General features: G+C 34.9%; 23 protein-coding genes. 17 read left to right on the forward strand and 6 right to left on the reverse strand.

Annotated features, from left to right (window positions below):
• Positions 1 to 28 precede the first annotated feature (28 nt).
• From V7014_RS14455 to V7014_RS14465, 3 genes are all read left to right on the forward strand, one after another.
• The gene (locus V7014_RS14455; protein ID WP_335508141.1) at positions 29 to 616 is read left to right on the forward strand and encodes an NAD(P)H-dependent oxidoreductase; all 588 of its coding nucleotides are present in this window, start codon (positions 29 to 31) and stop codon (positions 614 to 616) included.
• Positions 617 to 724: 108 nt separating this feature from the next.
• On the forward strand, positions 725 to 1,312 hold the full coding sequence (locus V7014_RS14460; protein WP_335508142.1) for a TetR family transcriptional regulator: 588 nt from the start codon (positions 725 to 727) through the stop codon (positions 1,310 to 1,312).
• A 185-nt stretch (positions 1,313 to 1,497) separates the two neighbouring features.
• Complete coding sequence (locus V7014_RS14465) at positions 1,498 to 2,709, forward strand: GNAT family N-acetyltransferase (RefSeq protein ID WP_335508143.1); 1,212 nt, start codon at positions 1,498 to 1,500, stop codon at positions 2,707 to 2,709.
• Positions 2,710 to 2,865: 156 nt separating this feature from the next.
• Here V7014_RS14465 and V7014_RS14470 read toward each other — a convergent pair whose 3' ends face one another.
• Together V7014_RS14470 and V7014_RS14475 are read right to left on the reverse strand one after the other, a co-directional pair.
• Positions 2,866 to 3,078 (reverse strand): CDGSH iron-sulfur domain-containing protein, encoded by a 213-nt coding sequence (locus tag V7014_RS14470; protein ID WP_335508144.1) that lies wholly within the window; start codon positions 3,076 to 3,078, stop codon positions 2,866 to 2,868.
• Between the two features lie 78 nt (positions 3,079 to 3,156).
• Positions 3,157 to 4,062 (reverse strand): alpha/beta hydrolase, encoded by a 906-nt coding sequence (locus V7014_RS14475; protein ID WP_335508145.1) that lies wholly within the window; start codon positions 4,060 to 4,062, stop codon positions 3,157 to 3,159.
• A 104-nt stretch (positions 4,063 to 4,166) separates the two neighbouring features.
• Between V7014_RS14475 and V7014_RS14480 the strand changes: the two genes are divergently transcribed.
• A complete protein-coding gene (locus V7014_RS14480; protein WP_335508146.1) occupies positions 4,167 to 4,415 on the forward strand; it encodes a YqkE family protein in 249 nt (82 codons plus the stop codon).
• 70 nt (positions 4,416 to 4,485) lie between these two features.
• On the opposite strand, the gene V7014_RS14485 is transcribed toward V7014_RS14480, so the two are convergent.
• Together V7014_RS14485 and mciZ are read right to left on the reverse strand one after the other, a co-directional pair.
• Positions 4,486 to 5,406, reverse strand: coding sequence for an aldo/keto reductase (locus V7014_RS14485; RefSeq protein ID WP_335508147.1), 921 nt, complete (start codon positions 5,404 to 5,406; stop codon positions 4,486 to 4,488).
• Positions 5,407 to 5,480: 74 nt separating this feature from the next.
• A complete protein-coding gene (gene mciZ, locus V7014_RS14490; protein WP_335508148.1) occupies positions 5,481 to 5,627 on the reverse strand; it encodes a Z-ring formation inhibitor MciZ in 147 nt (48 codons plus the stop codon).
• 77 nt (positions 5,628 to 5,704) lie between these two features.
• Between mciZ and V7014_RS14495 the strand changes: the two genes are divergently transcribed.
• Complete coding sequence (locus tag V7014_RS14495; RefSeq protein WP_335508149.1) at positions 5,705 to 6,247, forward strand: NUDIX hydrolase; 543 nt, start codon at positions 5,705 to 5,707, stop codon at positions 6,245 to 6,247.
• Positions 6,248 to 6,317: 70 nt separating this feature from the next.
• On the opposite strand, the gene V7014_RS14500 is transcribed toward V7014_RS14495, so the two are convergent.
• Positions 6,318 to 7,865, reverse strand: a complete 1,548-nt coding sequence (locus V7014_RS14500; RefSeq protein WP_335508150.1) for a solute symporter family protein — start codon at positions 7,863 to 7,865, stop codon at positions 6,318 to 6,320.
• Between the two features lie 3 nt (positions 7,866 to 7,868).
• Positions 7,869 to 8,207, reverse strand: coding sequence for a DUF485 domain-containing protein (locus V7014_RS14505; RefSeq protein ID WP_335508151.1), 339 nt, complete (start codon positions 8,205 to 8,207; stop codon positions 7,869 to 7,871).
• A gap of 387 nt (positions 8,208 to 8,594) precedes the next feature.
• On the opposite strand from V7014_RS14505, the gene spoIIM reads away from it, so the two are divergent.
• From spoIIM to V7014_RS14565, 12 genes are all read left to right on the forward strand, one after another.
• Positions 8,595 to 9,239, forward strand: a complete 645-nt coding sequence (gene spoIIM, locus V7014_RS14510) for a stage II sporulation protein M (protein ID WP_335508152.1) — start codon at positions 8,595 to 8,597, stop codon at positions 9,237 to 9,239.
• Between the two features lie 111 nt (positions 9,240 to 9,350).
• A complete protein-coding gene (gene fur, locus V7014_RS14515; RefSeq protein ID WP_335508153.1) occupies positions 9,351 to 9,806 on the forward strand; it encodes a ferric iron uptake transcriptional regulator in 456 nt (151 codons plus the stop codon).
• A gap of 167 nt (positions 9,807 to 9,973) precedes the next feature.
• Positions 9,974 to 10,201 (forward strand): YqzK family protein, encoded by a 228-nt coding sequence (locus V7014_RS14520; protein WP_335508154.1) that lies wholly within the window; start codon positions 9,974 to 9,976, stop codon positions 10,199 to 10,201.
• Positions 10,202 to 10,206: 5 nt separating this feature from the next.
• Positions 10,207 to 11,100, forward strand: a complete 894-nt coding sequence (gene xerD / locus V7014_RS14525) for a site-specific tyrosine recombinase XerD (protein ID WP_335508155.1) — start codon at positions 10,207 to 10,209, stop codon at positions 11,098 to 11,100.
• 241 nt (positions 11,101 to 11,341) lie between these two features.
• Entirely contained in the window at positions 11,342 to 12,529 is a 1,188-nt protein-coding gene (gene deoB / locus V7014_RS14530) for a phosphopentomutase (RefSeq protein ID WP_335508156.1), read from the forward strand.
• Positions 12,530 to 12,544: 15 nt separating this feature from the next.
• Complete coding sequence (locus V7014_RS14535; protein ID WP_335508157.1) at positions 12,545 to 13,357, forward strand: purine-nucleoside phosphorylase; 813 nt, start codon at positions 12,545 to 12,547, stop codon at positions 13,355 to 13,357.
• Between the two features lie 24 nt (positions 13,358 to 13,381).
• On the forward strand, positions 13,382 to 14,686 hold the full coding sequence (locus V7014_RS14540) for a pyrimidine-nucleoside phosphorylase (protein WP_335508158.1): 1,305 nt from the start codon (positions 13,382 to 13,384) through the stop codon (positions 14,684 to 14,686).
• A 193-nt stretch (positions 14,687 to 14,879) separates the two neighbouring features.
• Positions 14,880 to 15,989, forward strand: coding sequence for a D-alanyl-D-alanine carboxypeptidase family protein (locus V7014_RS14545; protein WP_335508163.1), 1,110 nt, complete (start codon positions 14,880 to 14,882; stop codon positions 15,987 to 15,989).
• A 114-nt stretch (positions 15,990 to 16,103) separates the two neighbouring features.
• Entirely contained in the window at positions 16,104 to 16,454 is a 351-nt protein-coding gene (spoIIAA, locus tag V7014_RS14550) for an anti-sigma F factor antagonist (protein WP_335508159.1), read from the forward strand.
• Entirely contained in the window at positions 16,455 to 16,895 is a 441-nt protein-coding gene (gene spoIIAB / locus V7014_RS14555; RefSeq protein ID WP_335508160.1) for an anti-sigma F factor, read from the forward strand.
• 13 nt (positions 16,896 to 16,908) lie between these two features.
• On the forward strand, positions 16,909 to 17,667 hold the full coding sequence (gene sigF, locus V7014_RS14560) for an RNA polymerase sporulation sigma factor SigF (protein WP_335508161.1): 759 nt from the start codon (positions 16,909 to 16,911) through the stop codon (positions 17,665 to 17,667).
• A gap of 155 nt (positions 17,668 to 17,822) precedes the next feature.
• Positions 17,823 to 18,878, forward strand: a 1,056-nt coding sequence (locus V7014_RS14565; RefSeq protein WP_335508162.1) for an NCS2 family permease, incomplete at its 3' end; no start/stop codon positions are given.

An 18,878-nucleotide genomic window follows, 5' to 3' on the forward strand; every position in this document is an offset into this window, starting at 1 on the left:
ATCAAATGATAAGTAAAGGGGATATATTATGAAAATGCTTGTTATTTATACACATCCTAATCATAGTAGTGTAAGTTACGCATTCTTAGAAAAGGTTATCGAAGGAAGTAGGGAAAATCCTAATGTAATGGAAATACAGGTACTAGATTTATATGAAGAGAAATTTGATCCTGTCCTCATATTTAATGAAGAAAAGCGGAGACGTGATATGTTTTGTGATCCTGAACTAGAAAGGTATAGAAAACAGATTAGTTGGGCTGATAAGATTGTCTTTATCTATCCTATATGGTGGGGCAGACCACCGGCAATGTTGATGGGGTATATTGATCAAATGTTTGCTTCAAACTTTGCATATAAAGATAATGGGAAGCTCCTACCGGAAGGACTATTGAAAGGGAAATCTGTTTTGTGTATCTCCAGTATGAAGGGACCGACCTATTATCCTTTGTTTTTGTTGAATAATGCTCATAAAGTGTTAATGAAAAGAGCGTTATTTAACTTTGTAGGAATAAAAAAAGTGAAATTTTTTGAATTTGGAAATATGGAGAGTCCGAAAGGGAAACATCTAAAAAAATTAGATAAGGTTTACCGTTATTTTTTGAAAATGGAGAGATAATATATCCTGTTAACTAAGGAGACAAAATTGACGTTTTCCTAATGGTTTGCTAACATAAAAATGAATGATAGTCATTCATTTTTTGTTTTTTGGAGGGATTGTATAAGAATGTCTAAAAAAGCAGAGAAATATAATCGCATTCTTTCTGCGGCAATAGAGATTATATCTGAGAAGGGAATTGACAAAACATCTATCTCAGATATTGTTAGGGCAAGTGGGGTAGCTCAAGGAACTTTTTATTTATATTTTTCTTCGAAAAGTGCATTGATTCCAGCTATTGCGGAAGAACTTCTTGACCATACTTTACAAAGTATTCAAGAGAAAGTTGACAAGCAAAATACAACTATTAAAGAAGTAATTGAAATTATGATTCGAGAGCATTTTGAATTAACAAAGAAAAATCAAAGAGTTATTACTCTTTGTTATGCGGGGCTAGCATTTGAATACTCGTTTGAACGTTGGGAAGAAATCTACACACCGTATTATCAATGGTTTGAAAGCAAGTTGCAAATTGCTAAGGATCATAATGAAGTGAGGAAAAGCCTTCCGTTAAAGAGCACAGTTAAAATGATAACAGGTGTTATTGAAGATGCGGCTGAGCGTTATTATTTAGCATATGATCAAAGTGAAACATTGGAAGAACAGAAACAAGAATTGGCTACATTTATTTTTAGTGCTATAGGAATTGATAGTTAACAACATCATCAATATGTCAAACTTTAATTGTGATTGGTTATTTGTGAAGGCGATTTATACAATCCGTGTTGCTATATAGCGCATATCTAATGAAAGAGGGTCATTTTTTCGAAATAATACGTAAAATATAATAAAAAATAGAAAATGACATTTGTTATGAGGTAAATAACTAGGAGGAAACACTGATGAATACGAAGCATCAAGATCAATTAATGATGCGAAAAATCAAAGAAGAAGAAATAGACCAATTTTCAGATTTAATGAAGTACGTATTTCAAGTTTCGAAAGATATGATTGATGATGAAAGCCAAATGAGGAAAGAGAAAAGCCATCAATTGAAGCCTGGAACAGCATTAGGTTGGTTTGAAAATGATAAATTAATTTCGCAGATTGTTACATTGCCTTTCCAAGTAAACATTCATGGTGTTATTTATGAAATGGGTGGAGTTACAGGAGTGGGCACTTATCCTGAATTTGCTGGATATGGACTCATTCATTCCTTAATGAAAGAAAGCTTGAAAAACATGAGAGATGCGGGACAATATATCTCTTATCTCTATCCTTATTCCATTCCTTATTATCGTAAAAAAGGTTGGGAAGTAATCTCCGACCGTATCGAATATGAAATTAAAGATACACAATTGCCAAAGTATAACGATGTAAATGGCCGAATGAGACGAGTAGAATTAGAAGATCAAGATGTTAACAATGTATATAATCAATTTGCTCGAAAAACAAATGGAGCGATGATACGTAATAAAATTGCATGGGATGAATGGTTTCGCGAAGAATCTGCGGATTTACAGTTAGCGGTATATTATACCGATGAAGAAGTCCCAGAAGGTTATTTATACTATCGTGTATTAGATGAAAAGTTTTATATTGAAGAAATGATTTATTTAAATGAAGAAGCACGTCGAGGCATATGGCAATTTATTAGTGCTCATTTATCGATGGTTTATTATGTTAAAGGGAAAACATGTGTACATGAGCCAGTAGCATTCTTGCTTGAGGACTGTGAGATTAAGCAAACAGTTACTCCTTATTACATGGGAAGAATCGTTGATATTAAAGGTTTTTTAGAGAAATATCCATTCAAACAGATGAAGAACTTTACACTCATTATGAACATTGACGATCCATTATTAGATTGGAATACCGGAAAGTTTACAATAAAGTGGGATGATGAAGGGAAAATAGATATTAGCTATGAAGAAACAAAGAGTGAAACAGAAGGTATTACACTTTCTATCCAAACATTAACAACGATGCTTCTAAGCTATAAACGACCAAAACTTTTACTTGATGTAACTAGAATTAAAGGTGATACTTCAATGGTGGAAGCACTTGAACAGCTTATACCTGACGCTGCACCATGTTTCTTTGACTATTTTTAAGTAACGATTAGAGAAATATGTCGCTATATTTAAACTTCACCTGCCATGCTTGGACGTAAGTCAAGCTGTCTTCAATTTTTTTGAACAGTTTATCTTACGCCTTCTGCATGGCTTCTTTTTAATTTGAAATCAAAAAGACCGGTGATGGTGTTCTAACTATTCGTTGCTAGCAGGAATAGCACGTTCTACAGATTGAAATTTCCCTTTGTGTGAGCCATCACAATAAGGCTTTCTGGAAGATAAACCACATCGACATAATGAAACAGCCTCTTTTGTTAGAAATACGTTACCATCTACATCGATTACTTCGAAATCTCCTGTAACACGCAGTGATCCATTATCATTTACTTTAATTTGCACTTTTGACATTTGTAGTCTCCTTTCAGTATACACAATATCATCGTAAGTTAAATTGTTTAAAAATTCAACAAATTATACTTTCGAATGCTATGCGTAAGTTTGTAGGAAATGATCAACTGCATCCTCATATTGTTGTTTGTTTTCATTTAAGGATTGAGCATGTAAACCTTTTTTCGCAATGTATAATTGCTTTTTGTCCTGTTTAGCATCATAAAGATGTTTTGTCATAGCAACAGGAATGTAGTCATCGAGCTCACTATGTATAAATAAAACTGGCTTTTCGATATTTTTAACTGCGTCCAAAGGAGAAACATCTTGGAAACGATAACCATCACGCCATTTTAGAAAGGTATTTCCGAGTGGGAGTACAAGCCAAGATGGCAGCGGTGTTTCAACTTTAAGACGATATTGTAATTGTCCATATAATGTAGAAAAGGGACAATCAGCGATGTAAAAATTCGCATCATCGCGAACAGAACCACCATAGAGTAGAGTTGTAACAGCCCCCATCGATTCACCATGTATACCTAATATTAGGTCTTCGCCAACATATATTTTTAGTTCATTTACTACAGCTTCTAAATCCCATTTCTCATAATAACCATAACTACTTGTCTTACCGCCAGATTCTCCATGTCGACGGTGGTCATAAATAACAGCGTTAAACCCACGCTCCAAAAATACATTCATATATTTAATTGAGTTATATTTATTTTCTGTTATACCATGACAGAAAATCATCCATTTATTAGTGTTATGAGGCTGGATAAATAGACAATCTAGTTTGTAGCCGAATGGAGATGGAACACTTACATGTTTTTTAGGAAGGGCATCAAAATCCTGTACAATCCATCTTTTCGCTTTTATTTCACGTTCTTTTATAAAAGAAGCCTCTTTTTTCTTCATGAACATCAGAATGTTAGTTAAAAAAAAACCGAGGGCAATTATGGAAGATAAAAGAGCGCCTATGGCGAATATTCCTTTTTTCTTCATTTGTAAAGCCTCCATCTTATAAGGTGTGTATAGTGTATTATAGCTCACGAAAATAAAAATGAAACAGTTAATTGATGTTATAATGTAATGAAGGAGGAATACGGATGAAAAAGAAAAAACAACAAAAACCATTATCGCAACAGAAAGATGATAAAGTAACGCTTTCTTCAATGATATCTAGTGATATATTCGCACAATTAAAAAATAAACAAAGAGAACTTGTAGAAATAGAACAAAAAGAAAAAGAAGCAGCAGAAAAGAAAAAAATAGAAGACAGAAGAAGAGCAGAAAAGAATAAATCCTTTGCAGAGCTCTTACAAGAAGACAACAAAGATTGGCGCAATTTCAAATAAGGACAAACAGAAAAAAAGTGGAGCTTAAAAGTAGTTCCACTTTTTTTCTATTGGACTAATGCGTTAAGCATTAATCACGATGTTGAGTGTATTGATTATTCAATACTAGAGAACGTATAAGTTGTATCTCTTCATTACTTAATGGCTTGGCTTGAACGGCTTTTACATTAGCAATTACTTGTTCAGGGCTACTAGCGCCAGGAATAACTGCACTTACTGTAGGGTGTGATAAGACATATTGTAAAGCTATTTCTTGCATTGTTCTCAATGAGAATACATCGTGTATGCGTTCTAGAACTTTATTCAATTCGTCAAAGTCATACTGTAAATAGCCATTTTCTTTTATGGAAGTCGTTGATTTTTGTAACATTTTTTCAGTTAGTAGTCCTTTTGCTAAAGGTCCTCGTGCGATGATACTTATATTATTTTCGCTTAATAAAGGAATCCATTCTTCAGGACGACGATCAAGTATGCTAAATTGCATCATGACCGAAACAAGATTGGAGCTGGAAGTGTAAGAATTAATAACATTTGGACGAATTGAAGAGATACCAAAATAGCGAATCACACCTTCTTGTACTAATTCATTAAAGACTTGAATCACTTCTTCATGATTGTCCTCCATTGTACCTCCATGTAGTTGATATAGATCAATATAGTCTGTCTGTAGTCGTTGTAGACTCGCTTTCACAGCTTGTTTAATATATGCTTTGGAGGCATTCCAATTCCAGCTTGTTTTGTCATCATTCCACTTATTTCCCACTTTTGTCGCAAGAATAATGTCATTTCGAACGGATTTTAATGTTTTTCCTACGATTTCCTCATTTATACCAAAGTTATAAAGATCGGCTGTATCGAAGTAATTAATACCTTGATCAAGGGCAGTATGGATAATTTGCTCCGCTTTTTTTACATCTGTGCCTAGTGACATACAACCAAGACCTATTTCAGAAACCAATAGATTGGAGCTGCCAATTTTTCTTTTCTTCATAATTATAATCACCACCGAATGTAGTTAAACTACTACTATTGTATAGGATATACAGAATAAAAGCAGTTTTAATACTATTTATAATTGGCAGTGATGGAAGATTGTGCATCAATCCATTGTTGAACAGAGTGGTAGTTTTGGCTATATTCCTTTAATTTCTCACGAATTTCCCATGCTTTACCGACTAACAAAACTTTGTTTTCTTCAATGTGAATATGCATTGGACAACCCCCCGTTTTCATTAGATGATGTAATATATGAGTGAAGGAATTAAAAATAGAACTGGAGGATATCGACAATGAAGAAGTTTGAAGAAAAAACACTAACTAGCGAATCTATTTATAATGGTCGAGTAATATCATTACAAGTAGATGAAGTAGAGCTTCCTAATGGAGAGAAAGGGAAAAGAGAGCTTGTTAAGCATCCGGGAGCTGTAGCGATTATTGCTATTACACAAGATAATAAAATAGTTATGGTAGAACAATATCGAAAAGCACTAGAGCGTTCGATTATTGAGATTCCAGCAGGTAAATTAGAACTGGGTGAGGAACCGGTAGTTACAGCAATAAGAGAATTGGAAGAAGAAACGGGATATGTAAGTGAATCAATGGAGCATATTGTTTCGTTTTATACGTCCCCAGGTTTTGCGGATGAATTGTTACATGTTTTTGTAGCAAAAGGTTTAAAGAAGAAAGAAGATGCAGCTTCTTGCGATGAGGATGAATTTGTAGAGGTATTAGAAATTGATTTAGAAGAAGCGCAAACATACATAAAAGAACAAAAAATTTATGATGCGAAAACGGTATATGCCGTTCAATATTTACAGTTATTACAGCATTAAAAAGTACAACCCTCAAAACTATGTTTTGGGGGTTGTACTTTTTGCAAATCCGTATGAAGAACAAATAATACTAACGAATTGTATCCATACCTGTATTTGATTTAACTAAGATTTCATCGTAGTCTACTTGATTATCTTCAACACCTTGTTTCTTAGAAATGAGTGTACCGACAATACCAGCGATGAACCCTAATGGAATAGAGATAATACCAGGAGTTGAATATGGATATAAAGGCTCTCCGACAAAAATGGCTTTACCTACTTCTGGGCTGAAAACGTTAGGTCCAACTATCACTAGACCTATAGAAGTAACTAGTCCGACACCCATTGCCCAAATCGCACCATTAGTATTAAAACGTTTCCAATAAATGGTGTAAATAATAACAGGAAGGTTTGCGCTTGCCGCTACGGCAAAGGCTAGTGATACTAAGAATGCAACGTTTAAGCTTTGAGCACCTAAAGCAAGTATAATAGAAAGCACTGAAACACCGATTGAGGCGTAACGAGCCATGCTTACTTGTTCCTTTTCAGTTGCTTTTCCACCTTTTAAAATTTCATTATAAAAATCATGTGAGAAAGCGGCAGCTGCTGTTAATACAAGACCAGCTACTACGGCAAGAATTGTTGCGAACGCAACCGCAGAAACGAACGCGAATAGCATATTTCCACCAAGAACCTGCGCAAGTAATGGAGCAGCCATGTTACCGGCTGGGTCAGCTGCAAGTATTTTTGTATTCCCTACGAAAGCAGCAGCTCCGAAACCTAAGAAAATAGTCATTACATAAAAAATACCAATAATCCAAGTAGCATATACGACAGAGCTACGAGCGGTTTTTGCATCTTTAACTGTGAAGAATCGAATAAGAATATGAGGAAGACCTGCAGTTCCTAATACTAGACCTAATGTTAATGAGAGTGTATCAAGTCCAACTTTATATTTTACACCCGGATCTAAGAATGCTTCTTTCAATGGTGTAGCTGTTTTCATTTGATCAAACATATCGACAATGTTGAAGTTGAATTTTGCAAAAACAATAATAGAAATAATAAATGTACCAATCATCAGTAATACCGCTTTAACAATTTGCACCCAGCTTGTTGCAGTCATACCTCCAAAGATAACGTATACAGTCATCAATACTCCGACAATTAATACAGAAGTCGTATACTCGATGCCTAGTAATAATTTTATAAGTCCACCTGCTCCAACAAGTTGAGCGATCATGTAGAATGTAGAAATGGTAATCGTATTAAAAGCAGCAAAACCTCTAATTTTCTTTGCGTTAAATCGAACAGCAATCATATCTGCAAATGTGTATTTACCTAAATTTCTTAATGGTTCAGCAACAAGATATAAAACAACAAGGTACGCTACAAGGAAGCCGATACTATAGAAAAAACCATCGAATCCTGCTAGAGCAATTGTACCTGCAATCCCTAAGAAAGAAGCCGCAGACATGTAATCACCAGCAATAGCCAAACCATTTTGCCAGCCAGTTAGTCCACCACCTGCAGTGTAAAATTCACTAGCATTGTTTGTTTTTTTCGACGCGAAATAAGTAATGACGAGTGTTCCAGCAACAATAGCTAGGAACATTAAAAATGCGGCTGTATTCATAGATTACCTCCCTTTCTCTTGCAGAATTTTCTCTGAAAGTTCATCGAATTTAGTTGCTTTTTTGTAGTAAATCATGCAGAAGGCCCATGTCATAATAAATTGTAAGAAGGCAAATACCCAAGCCCAAGTGATGCTTCCAACGAATGGTGTGTTTAAGACTTTTGTGTAGGATGTAAGTATTGGTAAGGCAAAGTAAAAGCAAAAGAAGAAGATTGTGAAGGGTATAATGAATTTTTTCTTTTCATGGAGTAGTTTTTGAAAGTTAGCAGATTTAACAATGGCGGTATATTCTTCAGGTGTAGTTTTTACAACTTTAGCAGACTGCGATTTGCGAATTTCCATATGCAATTCCTCTCTCTCCTGAATATTTGAAAGCGCTTTAATTGTTAATCTAAGTGAAGATTAATTGTTGTAAATACACCTCCTAAGAATGAAGAATTAGAATATTTATCTTATTAACCTAAATATTCTGAAAAATAAGTCAATGTTTATTATACTATAGGGCTAAAATATGTAAAGAATAAAATATCTATTTTTTGGTAAAAGATAATTGCACTATTATGAAGGTGAAAACTCATATTGTGTTTTGGGAATAATAATTTTGGTTTAGTAGGCTAGTTGTAAAAGGAGTTCTGACCGATTGTAAAACTTACAGTTGATAAATGAAAAGCTGTCATATTACTAGATTTGATTCATAAAATCTAGTAATCAACTGTAGGAGGAAAAAAGATGAAGAAACGATCAATCTTACAATATGGTGCACAAAATCATGTACGTGAGTATTCCTCATTATATATGTTTAATATCGTGTTATTTCTAATGGGCGTAATCAGTGGTGCAATCATTGTAAATAGCTTAAGCTTCACACAAAAAGAAGACTTATTGTATTATTTAACTAAATTCTTTGGGCAAGTGGCGGATGGACAAATAACAACTTCTTATCAGATGTTCATTAGTAGTATCATGCACAACATAAAATATATCGGTTTAATATGGATATTGGGTGTATCTATTATTGGTTTACCACTAATATTGATATTATTATTTGTAAAAGGAACGGTTATAGGTTTCACTGTTGGTTTTTTAGTGAATGCAATGGGGTGGGCAGGTTTTCGAATTGCAATTGTCTCTGTTTTGCCACAAAATATTATTCTAGTTCCTATTACAATTTTTATTACAACACTATCATTAGCACTCAGTATTAACATTATTCGAAGGGTATTCTTTAGGGAAATTCGTCAGCCTTTAAAACCAATTCTATTTCGATATATTGGGGCACTAGTCATTTGTATTATTTTCATAGCGGCTGCGGGAGCAATGGAATCTTATTTTTCTCCTACTTTCATGAAGGATATGGTAGGAGTTATTAAATAATAATATTTATTTAATAATAATCATTTTTTCTTCTAATAAATAATAATTCTATTTTGACACTTTTCTCTGTTTTGATATAATAAAATATGATAGTGGCAGGGAGGAGAAGAGATGGAAGAAAGAATTGAAAGAATTAAAAAGCAGTTGCACTCATCAAGTTACAAGTTAACTCCCCAACGAGAAGCGACAGTTCGTGTTTTACTAGAACATGAAGAAGATCATTTAAGTGCAGAAGATGTGTATCTCCTTGTAAAAGAAAAGTCGCCAGAGATTGGATTGGCGACAGTATATAGAACTCTTGAATTGCTAACAGAATTGAAAATAGTAGATAAAATAAATTTTGGTGACGGCGTTTCTCGCTATGATTTACGTCAAGAAGGTGCGGATCATTTCCATCATCATCTTGTATGTATGGAGTGTGGCGCAGTTGATGAAATACAGGAAGATTTATTAGATGATGTCGAAGCTGTTGTTGAAAAGCGTTGGCATTTTAAAATTAAAGATCATCGATTAACCTTCCACGGTATTTGTTATCGTTGTCAATCAAAAGAAGAAAAATCAAAATGAATGTAAAGATGCTCATAAACAATTGGTAACAAAAAAGGTTTGCCATGTTTCATAGCATCTTTTTTTGTTATAAAATAGAAGAATAAAAAAATTAGATTAAATATGTATAGATTTATCTCCGATTGGCATAGATTGAGAGTAGAAATGCTATATCGGAGGAGAAAGAAATGAAGTCACTTTTTAATCAAATTATTCATACTTTAAAAGTGTTCATTTTGTTTGTTGGATTTACAATCCTATTTTATATCGGAATGATGTGGATGAATCAAGAATATGAAAACTATAATCGCTATGATGAACCAAATGGAACTTCTTTGAAAGTAACAAGCAATCAAGAGCATTCTAGTAGTTCGTGGTTGGAGCGATTAAAGCTTTTTTATTTGAACGGGGAGTAATAATTATGGAAGATGGATTAAGAGATTTTATTCATTTTTTAACAGTAGAAAAAGGACTTGCTAAAAACACACTTATTTCTTATGAAAGAGACTTGAAATCATATATGAAATATGTGATCAAAGTCGAAGAAATAAGCAATTGGAATGAAGTGCGAAGGGGAAATATTATAAGCTTCCTTGCTCAGCTTAAAGAGCAGGGGAAATCTTCAAAGACGATTGCTCGTCATATTGCTTCAATTCGTTCTTTTCACCAGTTTTTATTAAGAGATAAGCAAGCGGATCACGATCCTACAGTACATATTGATTCACCTCAACCTGAAAGAACTTTACCCAAGGTGTTAACTATGGAAGAAGTAGGAGCGTTTATGGATTCGCCTAAAGGTACAGATGCTTTTGGTTTACGTGATCAAGCTATGTTAGAGCTCATGTATGCGACTGGAATGCGTGTAAGTGAATTAATTAATTTAGAAATCTCAGATGTGCATAGTTCAATGGGATTTGTTAGATGTGTCGGTAAAGGGAATAAAGAAAGAATTATTCCCATTGGCAAAACAGCTCTAAATGCAATCGATGCATATTTAGCAAAAGGTAGACCTAAGCTTGCTAGCAAAAAAAATAAAACAGATGCATTATTTCTCAATCACCACGGTAATGGCCTATCAAGACAAGGGTTTTGGAAAATATTAAAGAGATTAGCTCAAGAAGCTAATATTCAAAAGGAATTAACACCTCATACTTTAAGACACTCATTTGCAACACATCTAGTAATGAATGGTGCTGATTTACGTTCAGTACAAGAAATGCTGGGACATGCTGATATTTCAACAACTCAGATTTATACTCATATTTCTAATACTAGGTTGAAAGATGTCTATTCAAAGTTTCATCCACGGGCTTAATAGTTTCATAGGGATAAAAATGCACGTTTCTTTAAATTTTAAAGAAGTGCATTTTTTTATTGAACAGTTGTCTGACATCTGACTATAATAAGGTGTGACAACTCTTATTGAGTAATTCTAAGTATAACGGGTAATATATTTAGGAATATGATAAATATGTGAATTACTAGGCCAAGAATCAGTCGTCTTATAGGTCAAGCAACAAGTCATAAATTGATAAATCAGATTAGGAGGATTAAGAATGACGAATGAAAAAACGTTTAAACGTGTGTTCTTAATTGTAATGGATTCAGTAGGTATTGGAGAAGCTCCAGATGCTAAAGATTTCGGCGATGAAGGCGCTCACACATTACTACATATAGCTGAGAAAATGAACGGTTTAAAAATGCCAAATATCGGGAAGTTAGGCTTGAGTAATATTGAAGAAATCCCTGGTATTGAGAAGGCAGAAAAACCTTTAGCATATTATACAAAAATGCAAGAGTCGTCTAACGGAAAAGATACAATGACAGGTCATTGGGAAATTATGGGATTGAATATTGAAACACCATTCCGCGTATTCCCGGATGGCTTTCCAGATGCACTAATTCAAGAATTAGAAGAAAAAACAGGCAGAAAAGTAATTGGTAATAAACCAGCTAGTGGAACAGGAATTCTGGATGAGCTAGGCGAAGAACATATGAAGACAGGTGCATTGATTGTGTATACATCTGCGGATTCAGTTATTCAAATTGCTGCTCATGAGGAAATCGTACCTCTTGAAGAATTATATAAAATTTGTAAGATTGCTCGTGAAATGACATTGCGAGAAGAATATATGCTAGGAAGAGTAATTGCACGTCCATTCCTAGGTGAGCCAGGAAACTTTACAAGAACAGCGAACCGTCATGATTATGCATTGAAGCCGTATGAAAGAACAGTTATGAATGAGCTGAAAGACGCAGACTATGATGTGTTAGCGATTGGGAAAATCTCTGATATTTATGATGGCGAGGGTGTAACAAAATCTTTACGTACTGTGTCGAATATGGATGGTATGGATAAACTTAAGGAAACAATTCACACTGACTTTACAGGTTTAAGTTTCGTAAACCTAGTTGATTTCGATGCGATGTTTGGGCATAGAAGAGACCCTATTGGTTATGGAAAAGCATTGGAAGAATTTGATGCTAGACTAACTGAAGTTCTTACTGACCTAAAAGAAGATGATTTACTAATCATTACTGCTGATCATGGAAATGATCCTATTCATCATGGAACAGATCATACTCGCGAATATGTTCCATTACTTGTATATAGTAAGAAACTTAAAGAAGCAAGTAAACTTCCAGTTAGTAAGACATTTGCAGATATTGGAGCAACCATTGCAGATAACTTCCAAGTGAAGATGCCAAAGCATGGGGAAAGTTTCTTAGAAAAGTTAAAGTAAGGGAGAGAGATACGAATGTATGATACAGCAAAAATATCAGCAGAATATATAAAAGAAAAAGTAAACGGAACGCCAGAAATTGGGTTAATACTTGGATCAGGACTTGGAGTATTAGCAGATGAAATTGAGAATGCGGTTGCGATTCCATATAACGAGATTCCAAACTTTCCTGTTTCGACAGTTGAGGGTCATGCAGGCCAGCTTGTCATTGGGGAATTAGCAGGAAAAACAGTTGTAGCAATGCAAGGGCGTTTTCATTTCTACGAAGGCTATTCTATGGAAAAGGTAACCTTCCCAGTTCGTGTAATGAAAGTATTAGGTGTTGAGAAAATCATCGTAACTAATGCTGCTGGTGGCGTAAATACAAACTTTACACCTGGGGATTTAATGTTAATTACTGATCATATTAATTTCACTGGTACAAGTCCATTGATTGGTACAAACGATGAGCGTTTCGGTCCTCGTTTCCCTGATATGTCTCAAAGTTATAATCGAGAGTTTCAAGCAATGGCGAAAAAAGTTGCAAGTGAGTTAAATATTGATTTAAAAGAAGGCATTTACTTTGGTTTAACAGGCCCGACCTACGAAACACCTGCTGAGGTGAGAATGGTACGTACTCTAGGTGGCGATGCAGTAGGTATGTCTACAGTGCCAGAAGTAATTGTAGCTAACCACAGTTCTATGCGTGTATTAGGTATTTCTTGCATTACAAATATGGCTGCTGGTATCTTAGATCAACCTTTAAATCATGAAGAGGTTATTGAAACAACAGAAAAAGTAAAGAGTGAGTTTCTTCTTCTTGTAAAAGAATTAGTAAAAAATATGTAAAATAAATCTGGTGGTGTTTAATCAATGCGAATGGTAGATATAATCGAGAAAAAAAGAGACAACCACGAAATAACTACAGAAGAAATCAATTTTATGATTGAGAATTTTACAAATGGAGGCGTACCTGATTATCAAATGAGTGCGTTTCTAATGGCTACTTTCTTTAATGGTATGACAGAAAAAGAGCGTGCTGATTTAACAATGGCAATGGTAAACTCTGGTGAAACGATTGATCTTCATGGAATTGAAGGAATTAAAGTCGATAAACACAGCACTGGTGGAGTAGGTGATACTACTACATTAGTATTAGGTCCACTTGTGGCAGCTGTGGATGTGCCAGTTGCCAAAATGTCAGGTAGAGGATTAGGACATACTGGTGGAACAATTGATAAGCTTGAAGCGGTTGAAGGCTTCACTGTAGAAATTACAAAAGAAAAGTTCATGGAATTAGTGAATAAGAACAAAATCGCAGTTATCGGTCAAACAGGTAATTTAACACCGGCTGATAAGAAAATGTATGCACTGCGCGATGTAACAGCTACAGTAAATAGCATTCCTTTAATTGCAAGTTCAATTATGAGTAAGAAAATCGCTGCTGGTGCAGATGCTATTGTCTTAGATGTTAAAACGGGCGCTGGCGCTTTTATGAAAACTGCCAAAGATGCTGAGGAATTAGCACAAGCAATGGTGAATATAGGTAACAATGTTGGACGTAATACGATGGCTGTTATTTCAGATATGAGTCAACCACTTGGTTTTGCAATTGGAAATGCTTTGGAAGTAAAAGAAGCAATTGATACATTAAATGGTAATGGTCCTGAAGATTTAACGGAACTTTGTTTAACTCTTGGTAGTTTCATGGTTTATTTAGCGAAGAAAGCATCTTCTTTAGAAGAAGCTAGAAAAATGCTAGAAGAAGTAATTGCAAATGGTAAGGCGCTTGAAGCATTTAAAACATTCTTAACATCACAAGGTGGAGATGCATCAGTTGTGGATCATCCATCTAAACTGCCTACTGCAAATTTTATTATTGAATTACCAGCTAAAGAGGATGGTTATGTGCAAGAATTAATTGCTGATGAAATTGGTACTGCAGCAATGATGCTTGGAGCTGGAAGAGCAACGAAAGAATCTGTAATTGATTTAGCGGTTGGGATTGTTCTTCAGAAGAAGATTGGTGATGCTGTGAAGAAAGGGGAGTCTTTATTAACTATTCATAGCAACATAGAAAATATTGACGATGTGAAAGAACTTCTATACAACAGTGTTATTGTTGGCTCTAACAAAGTAGAGGCTCCTCCACTTATTCATACTCACATTACAAAATAATTCAAAGTAAAAAGTGATTCATTAAAGAGCTATTTTTAGCCCTTTGAAGAATCGCTTTTTTATTTTTGGTATTTTTTGCATAAAACGATAATGTTTGGAAAAAATGTGAATTATAAAGATAGGAGGGTTTGGCTTGAAGATCAATCAACTATTAATTATAACGATAATCACATTTGTGCTAAGCGCTGTTTCTATGCCAGCATATGCGGCGAAGAATGATGTCGAGTTAGCGGATGAAGCGAAATCTGCCATATTAATTGAAAGGGATACCGGTGCAATATTATATGCCAAAAATGAAAATCAACGTCTATCACCAGCTAGTATGACAAAGGTGATGACGATGTTACTCATTATGGAAGCCATTGATAAGGGTGAGCTAACCATGAATGAAAAAATTAGAACTAGTGAATACGCAGCTTCAATGGGTGGATCTCAAATCTTCTTAGAACCTGGGGAAGAGATGACTACAAATCAAATGTTACAGGGAATCGCAATCGGTTCAGGTAATGATGCTTCCGTTGCAATGGCAGAGAGAATTGCTGGATCGGAAGAAGGCTTTGTAAAGATGATGAATGAGAAAGCAAAAGCACTTGGATTAAAGGATACATTATTCCAAAATGCTACTGGCTTACCTGCTACAGATCATTATAGTACAGCCCATGATATGGCAATTATGGCGAAAGAGCTATTGAAATATAGTGCTATTACGAAATACACAGGAACATATGAAGCATATTTACGGGAAAATACGGATAAGAAATTTTGGTTAGTGAATACGAACCGATTAGTGAAGTTCTACCCTGGTGTAGATGGATTGAAGACAGGATTTACAAACGAGGCTAAGTATTGCTTAACGGCGACTGCGAAGAAAGGAAATATGAGAGTAATTGCCGTTGTATTTGGAGCAAGCAATCCGAAAGCTCGAAATGCTCAAGTTACGAAAATGTTAGATTATGCATTCAGTCAATATACAACACATCCTGTTTATAAAAAGAATGTGGAGTTAAAGCAAGTAATGGTTAGTAAAGGAACAAAGAAAGCGGTTTCTGCAGTTACGAGTGAGCCAATTTCTTTATTAACGAAAAAAGGTGAAAAAACGAAGGATTATGATATGAAAGTCACTTCGGTGAAAAAAATAGCAGCTCCTGTGGAAAAGGGAGATCAAATAGGGACATTAAAAATTATGAAAGATGGAAAAACCATCGTAAATTCCCCAATTGTTGCTAAAGAAACCATTGAGAAAGCCAATTGGTGGCAATTATTTAAAAAATCTATGGGCTTGTTTACACATGGAGGAAGTTAATCTCGAAATTTGCTATAAACATACGAATAACCACTAGTTTTGTCACCTTGAAGGATTCCTTCTCCCACTTCTAGAATTGACTTCATACAGAATTACAGAAGGGAGCTGTACATGTTGAGTCTATCGATAAACATGGAAACAAAGGGAGACGTTCTATGTATAAGACTGAGTGGTGAATTGGATCATCATACAGCAGAAGAATTGAAGGAAAAAGCAACGAAAGCCATTGAAAAACATAATATTAAACACATTCTCTTAAATTTAGAGAGGCTGTCATTTATGGATAGTTCAGGTCTTGGTGTGATATTAGGTCGTTATAAGCAAATAAAACAGCAAAACGGTGAGATGGTTGTATGCGCAATATCACCAGCTGTAAAGCGCTTGTTTGAAATGTCTGGATTGTTTAAAATTATTCAACAGGAAACATCTGAAAACAATGCTTTACAAAGACTGGGGGTTGCTTAGATGAGAAATTCAATGCTATTACAATTTTCTGCACAAAGTCAAAATGAATCATTTGCAAGGGTCACTGTCGCTGCATTCGTAGCTCAACTTGATCCTACAATGGATGAACTGACAGAAATTAAAACGGTTGTTTCTGAAGCGGTTACTAATGCGATAATTCATGGCTATGAGAATGATCAAAGTGGAATCGTAACGATTGAAGTAAGTATTGAAGATTTTGTTGTGGATTTAATGATTAAAGACGAGGGGGTAGGAATTGACGATATTGAGGAAGCTAAACAGCCATTATATACTACGAAACCTGAATTAGAACGTTCGGGTATGGGCTTTACAATTATGGAGAACTTTATGGATGAACTTAGTATTGTATCTCATAAAGGTGAAGGTACGATAATTCGGTTGAAAAAACATGTAGCTAATAGCAAAGCATTGTGCAATTAAGGGAGACATGCGTATGGATGTGGAGGTCAAGAATAACAAGAATAGTGTGCATTTAAAAGATGCTGAAGTGAAAGCTTTGATACGACGCAGCCAAGATGGAGATCAAGATGCAAGAGAAACGATTGTAAAAGGCAATTTGCGCCTAGTATGGTCGGTAGTACAAAGGTTTTTAAATAGAGGTTATGAACCTGATGATTTGTTTCAAATCGGGTGTATAGGATTGTTAAAGTCAGTGGATAAATTCGATTTATCCTTTGATGTGAGATTTTCTACGTATGCAGTGCCGATGATTATTGGTGAGATACAAAGGTTCTTAAGAGACGATGGAACGGTGAAGGTGAGCCGTTCAATTAAAGAACAAGGTAATAAAATTCGTCGCGCAAAAGAAGAACTATCAAAAGTGTATGGTCGAGTTCCAACGGTAAATGAAATTGCTGAGTATCTTGAAATTACACCAGAAGAAGTGGTGTTTGCTCAAGAAGCTAGCAAGCAGCCAGCTTCTATTCATGAAACCGTTTATGAAAATGATGGTGATCCAATCACACTTTTGGACCAGATTTCAGATAATAGCGAATCAAAATGGTTTGATAAAATAGCTTTGAAAGATGCTATTGACGAACTAGATGATCGTGAAAGACTTATTGTGTATCTGCGATATTTTAAGGATCAAACACAATCAGAAGTTGCTGATCGACTTGGCATTTCACAAGTACAAGTCTCTCGATTAGAAAAGAAAATACTGCAACAAATCAAAAACCGTATGAATGATTAATTCATACGGATATTTTTTTGGAGAATAATAAGTGTAAGTAATAAAAATTGAAGAATTCCTCTTGAATTTTTATTGAAAAACGAATATTATATTAAAGGTTCGTGTTAAACGTTCGCTTATATTCAAGAGCATTATTACATCGGAGGTTTTATATTTTGTTAAACAACTACTTTGGAATTAAGCAAAATGGATCGTCAGTAAAAACAGAGGTATTTGCTGGTATTACGACTTTCTTAACAATGGTTTATATAGTTTTTGTTAACCCAGCTATTCTATCTGGAGCTGGTGTTCCGTTTGATCAAGTGTTTATGGCGACAATTATTGCAGCTGTAACAGGAACATTAATTATGGGTCTACTTGCTAAATATCCAATTGCTGTTGCACCTGGTATGGGATTAAATGCTTACTTTGCGAGTATTGTTGCAACGCAAGGATTAACATATGAAACGGTATTTGGAGCAGTATTCTGTGCAGGTATCTTATTTATTCTTCTGAGTGTAAGTAATTTACGTCAAATGATTATTGAAGCTATTCCACCTACTTTAAAATATGGAATTACATCAGGGATTGGTTTATTTATTGCTTTTTTAGGGTTGAAGCAGTCTGGTATTATTGTTGCGAATGAAGCTACATATGTCGCTTTAGGTGATTTAACAGCACCTGTAACAGTTTTATCAATTGCTGGATTATTTATTACACTAATATTAATGGTGAGACGTGTACAAGGTGCATTATTCTTTGGAATGTTGATTACTGCAATAATTGGTTATTTCTGCGGAATGCTTAATTTTGATGGTGGATTTGCATCTTTACCACCAACACCAGTATTTTTTGATTTAGATTTAGCGGGTGTGTTTTCTAACGCTTTATATGCAGTTATTTTTTCTTTCTTGTTAGTAACAATCTTTGATACAACTGGAACGATGTTAGCTGTCTCAGAGCAAGCTGGTTTATTAAAGGATGGAAAGTTCCCAAGAGCTAAGAGGGCTTTCTTAGGAGATTCAGTTGCAACGACTGTTGGGGCAGCATTTGGTACAAGCCCTTCAACAGCATATGTTGAATCAAGCACAGGTGTAGCCGCAGGTGGTCGTACAGGTTTAACAGCAGTTGTTGTTGCAGGTCTATTCTTAATTACGATGTTCTTCTCACCTGTAGTTTCAGCAATCTCATCATTGCCTGCAATTACAGCACCAATCTTAATTATTGTCGGT

The sequence above is a fragment of the Bacillus sp. JJ722 genome (genome assembly GCF_036963345.1).
Lineage (GTDB): Bacteria > Bacillota > Bacilli > Bacillales > DSM-1321 > Bacillus_AD.

Excerpts from the sequence above, each read along its gene's own strand:
- V7014_RS14485 (WP_335508147.1), bottom strand. The coding sequence starts at position 5,406 with ATGAAGAAAAGAAAAATTGGCAGCTCCAATCTATTGGTTTCTGAAATA.
- spoIIM (WP_335508152.1), top strand. The coding sequence starts at position 8,595 with ATGAAGAAACGATCAATCTTACAATATGGTGCACAAAATCATGTACGT.
- V7014_RS14455 (WP_335508141.1), top strand. The coding sequence starts at position 29 with ATGAAAATGCTTGTTATTTATACACATCCTAATCATAGTAGTGTAAGT.
- spoIIAB (WP_335508160.1), top strand. The coding sequence starts at position 16,455 with ATGAGAAATTCAATGCTATTACAATTTTCTGCACAAAGTCAAAATGAA.
- V7014_RS14505 (WP_335508151.1), bottom strand. The coding sequence starts at position 8,207 with ATGGAAATTCGCAAATCGCAGTCTGCTAAAGTTGTAAAAACTACACCT.
- V7014_RS14545 (WP_335508163.1), top strand. The coding sequence starts at position 14,880 with ATGCCAGCATATGCGGCGAAGAATGATGTCGAGTTAGCGGATGAAGCG.
- V7014_RS14480 (WP_335508146.1), top strand. The coding sequence starts at position 4,167 with ATGAAAAAGAAAAAACAACAAAAACCATTATCGCAACAGAAAGATGAT.
- sigF (WP_335508161.1), top strand. The coding sequence starts at position 16,909 with ATGGATGTGGAGGTCAAGAATAACAAGAATAGTGTGCATTTAAAAGAT.
- V7014_RS14520 (WP_335508154.1), top strand. The coding sequence starts at position 9,974 with ATGAAGTCACTTTTTAATCAAATTATTCATACTTTAAAAGTGTTCATT.
- V7014_RS14470 (WP_335508144.1), bottom strand. The coding sequence starts at position 3,078 with ATGTCAAAAGTGCAAATTAAAGTAAATGATAATGGATCACTGCGTGTT.
- V7014_RS14465 (WP_335508143.1), top strand. The coding sequence starts at position 1,498 with ATGAATACGAAGCATCAAGATCAATTAATGATGCGAAAAATCAAAGAA.
- V7014_RS14475 (WP_335508145.1), bottom strand. The coding sequence starts at position 4,062 with ATGAAGAAAAAAGGAATATTCGCCATAGGCGCTCTTTTATCTTCCATA.
- V7014_RS14495 (WP_335508149.1), top strand. The coding sequence starts at position 5,705 with ATGAAGAAGTTTGAAGAAAAAACACTAACTAGCGAATCTATTTATAAT.
- deoB (WP_335508156.1), top strand. The coding sequence starts at position 11,342 with ATGACGAATGAAAAAACGTTTAAACGTGTGTTCTTAATTGTAATGGAT.
- xerD (WP_335508155.1), top strand. The coding sequence starts at position 10,207 with ATGGAAGATGGATTAAGAGATTTTATTCATTTTTTAACAGTAGAAAAA.
- V7014_RS14540 (WP_335508158.1), top strand. The coding sequence starts at position 13,382 with ATGCGAATGGTAGATATAATCGAGAAAAAAAGAGACAACCACGAAATA.
- V7014_RS14460 (WP_335508142.1), top strand. The coding sequence starts at position 725 with ATGTCTAAAAAAGCAGAGAAATATAATCGCATTCTTTCTGCGGCAATA.
- V7014_RS14500 (WP_335508150.1), bottom strand. The coding sequence starts at position 7,865 with ATGAATACAGCCGCATTTTTAATGTTCCTAGCTATTGTTGCTGGAACA.
- mciZ (WP_335508148.1), bottom strand. The coding sequence starts at position 5,627 with ATGCATATTCACATTGAAGAAAACAAAGTTTTGTTAGTCGGTAAAGCA.
- V7014_RS14535 (WP_335508157.1), top strand. The coding sequence starts at position 12,545 with ATGTATGATACAGCAAAAATATCAGCAGAATATATAAAAGAAAAAGTA.
- fur (WP_335508153.1), top strand. The coding sequence starts at position 9,351 with ATGGAAGAAAGAATTGAAAGAATTAAAAAGCAGTTGCACTCATCAAGT.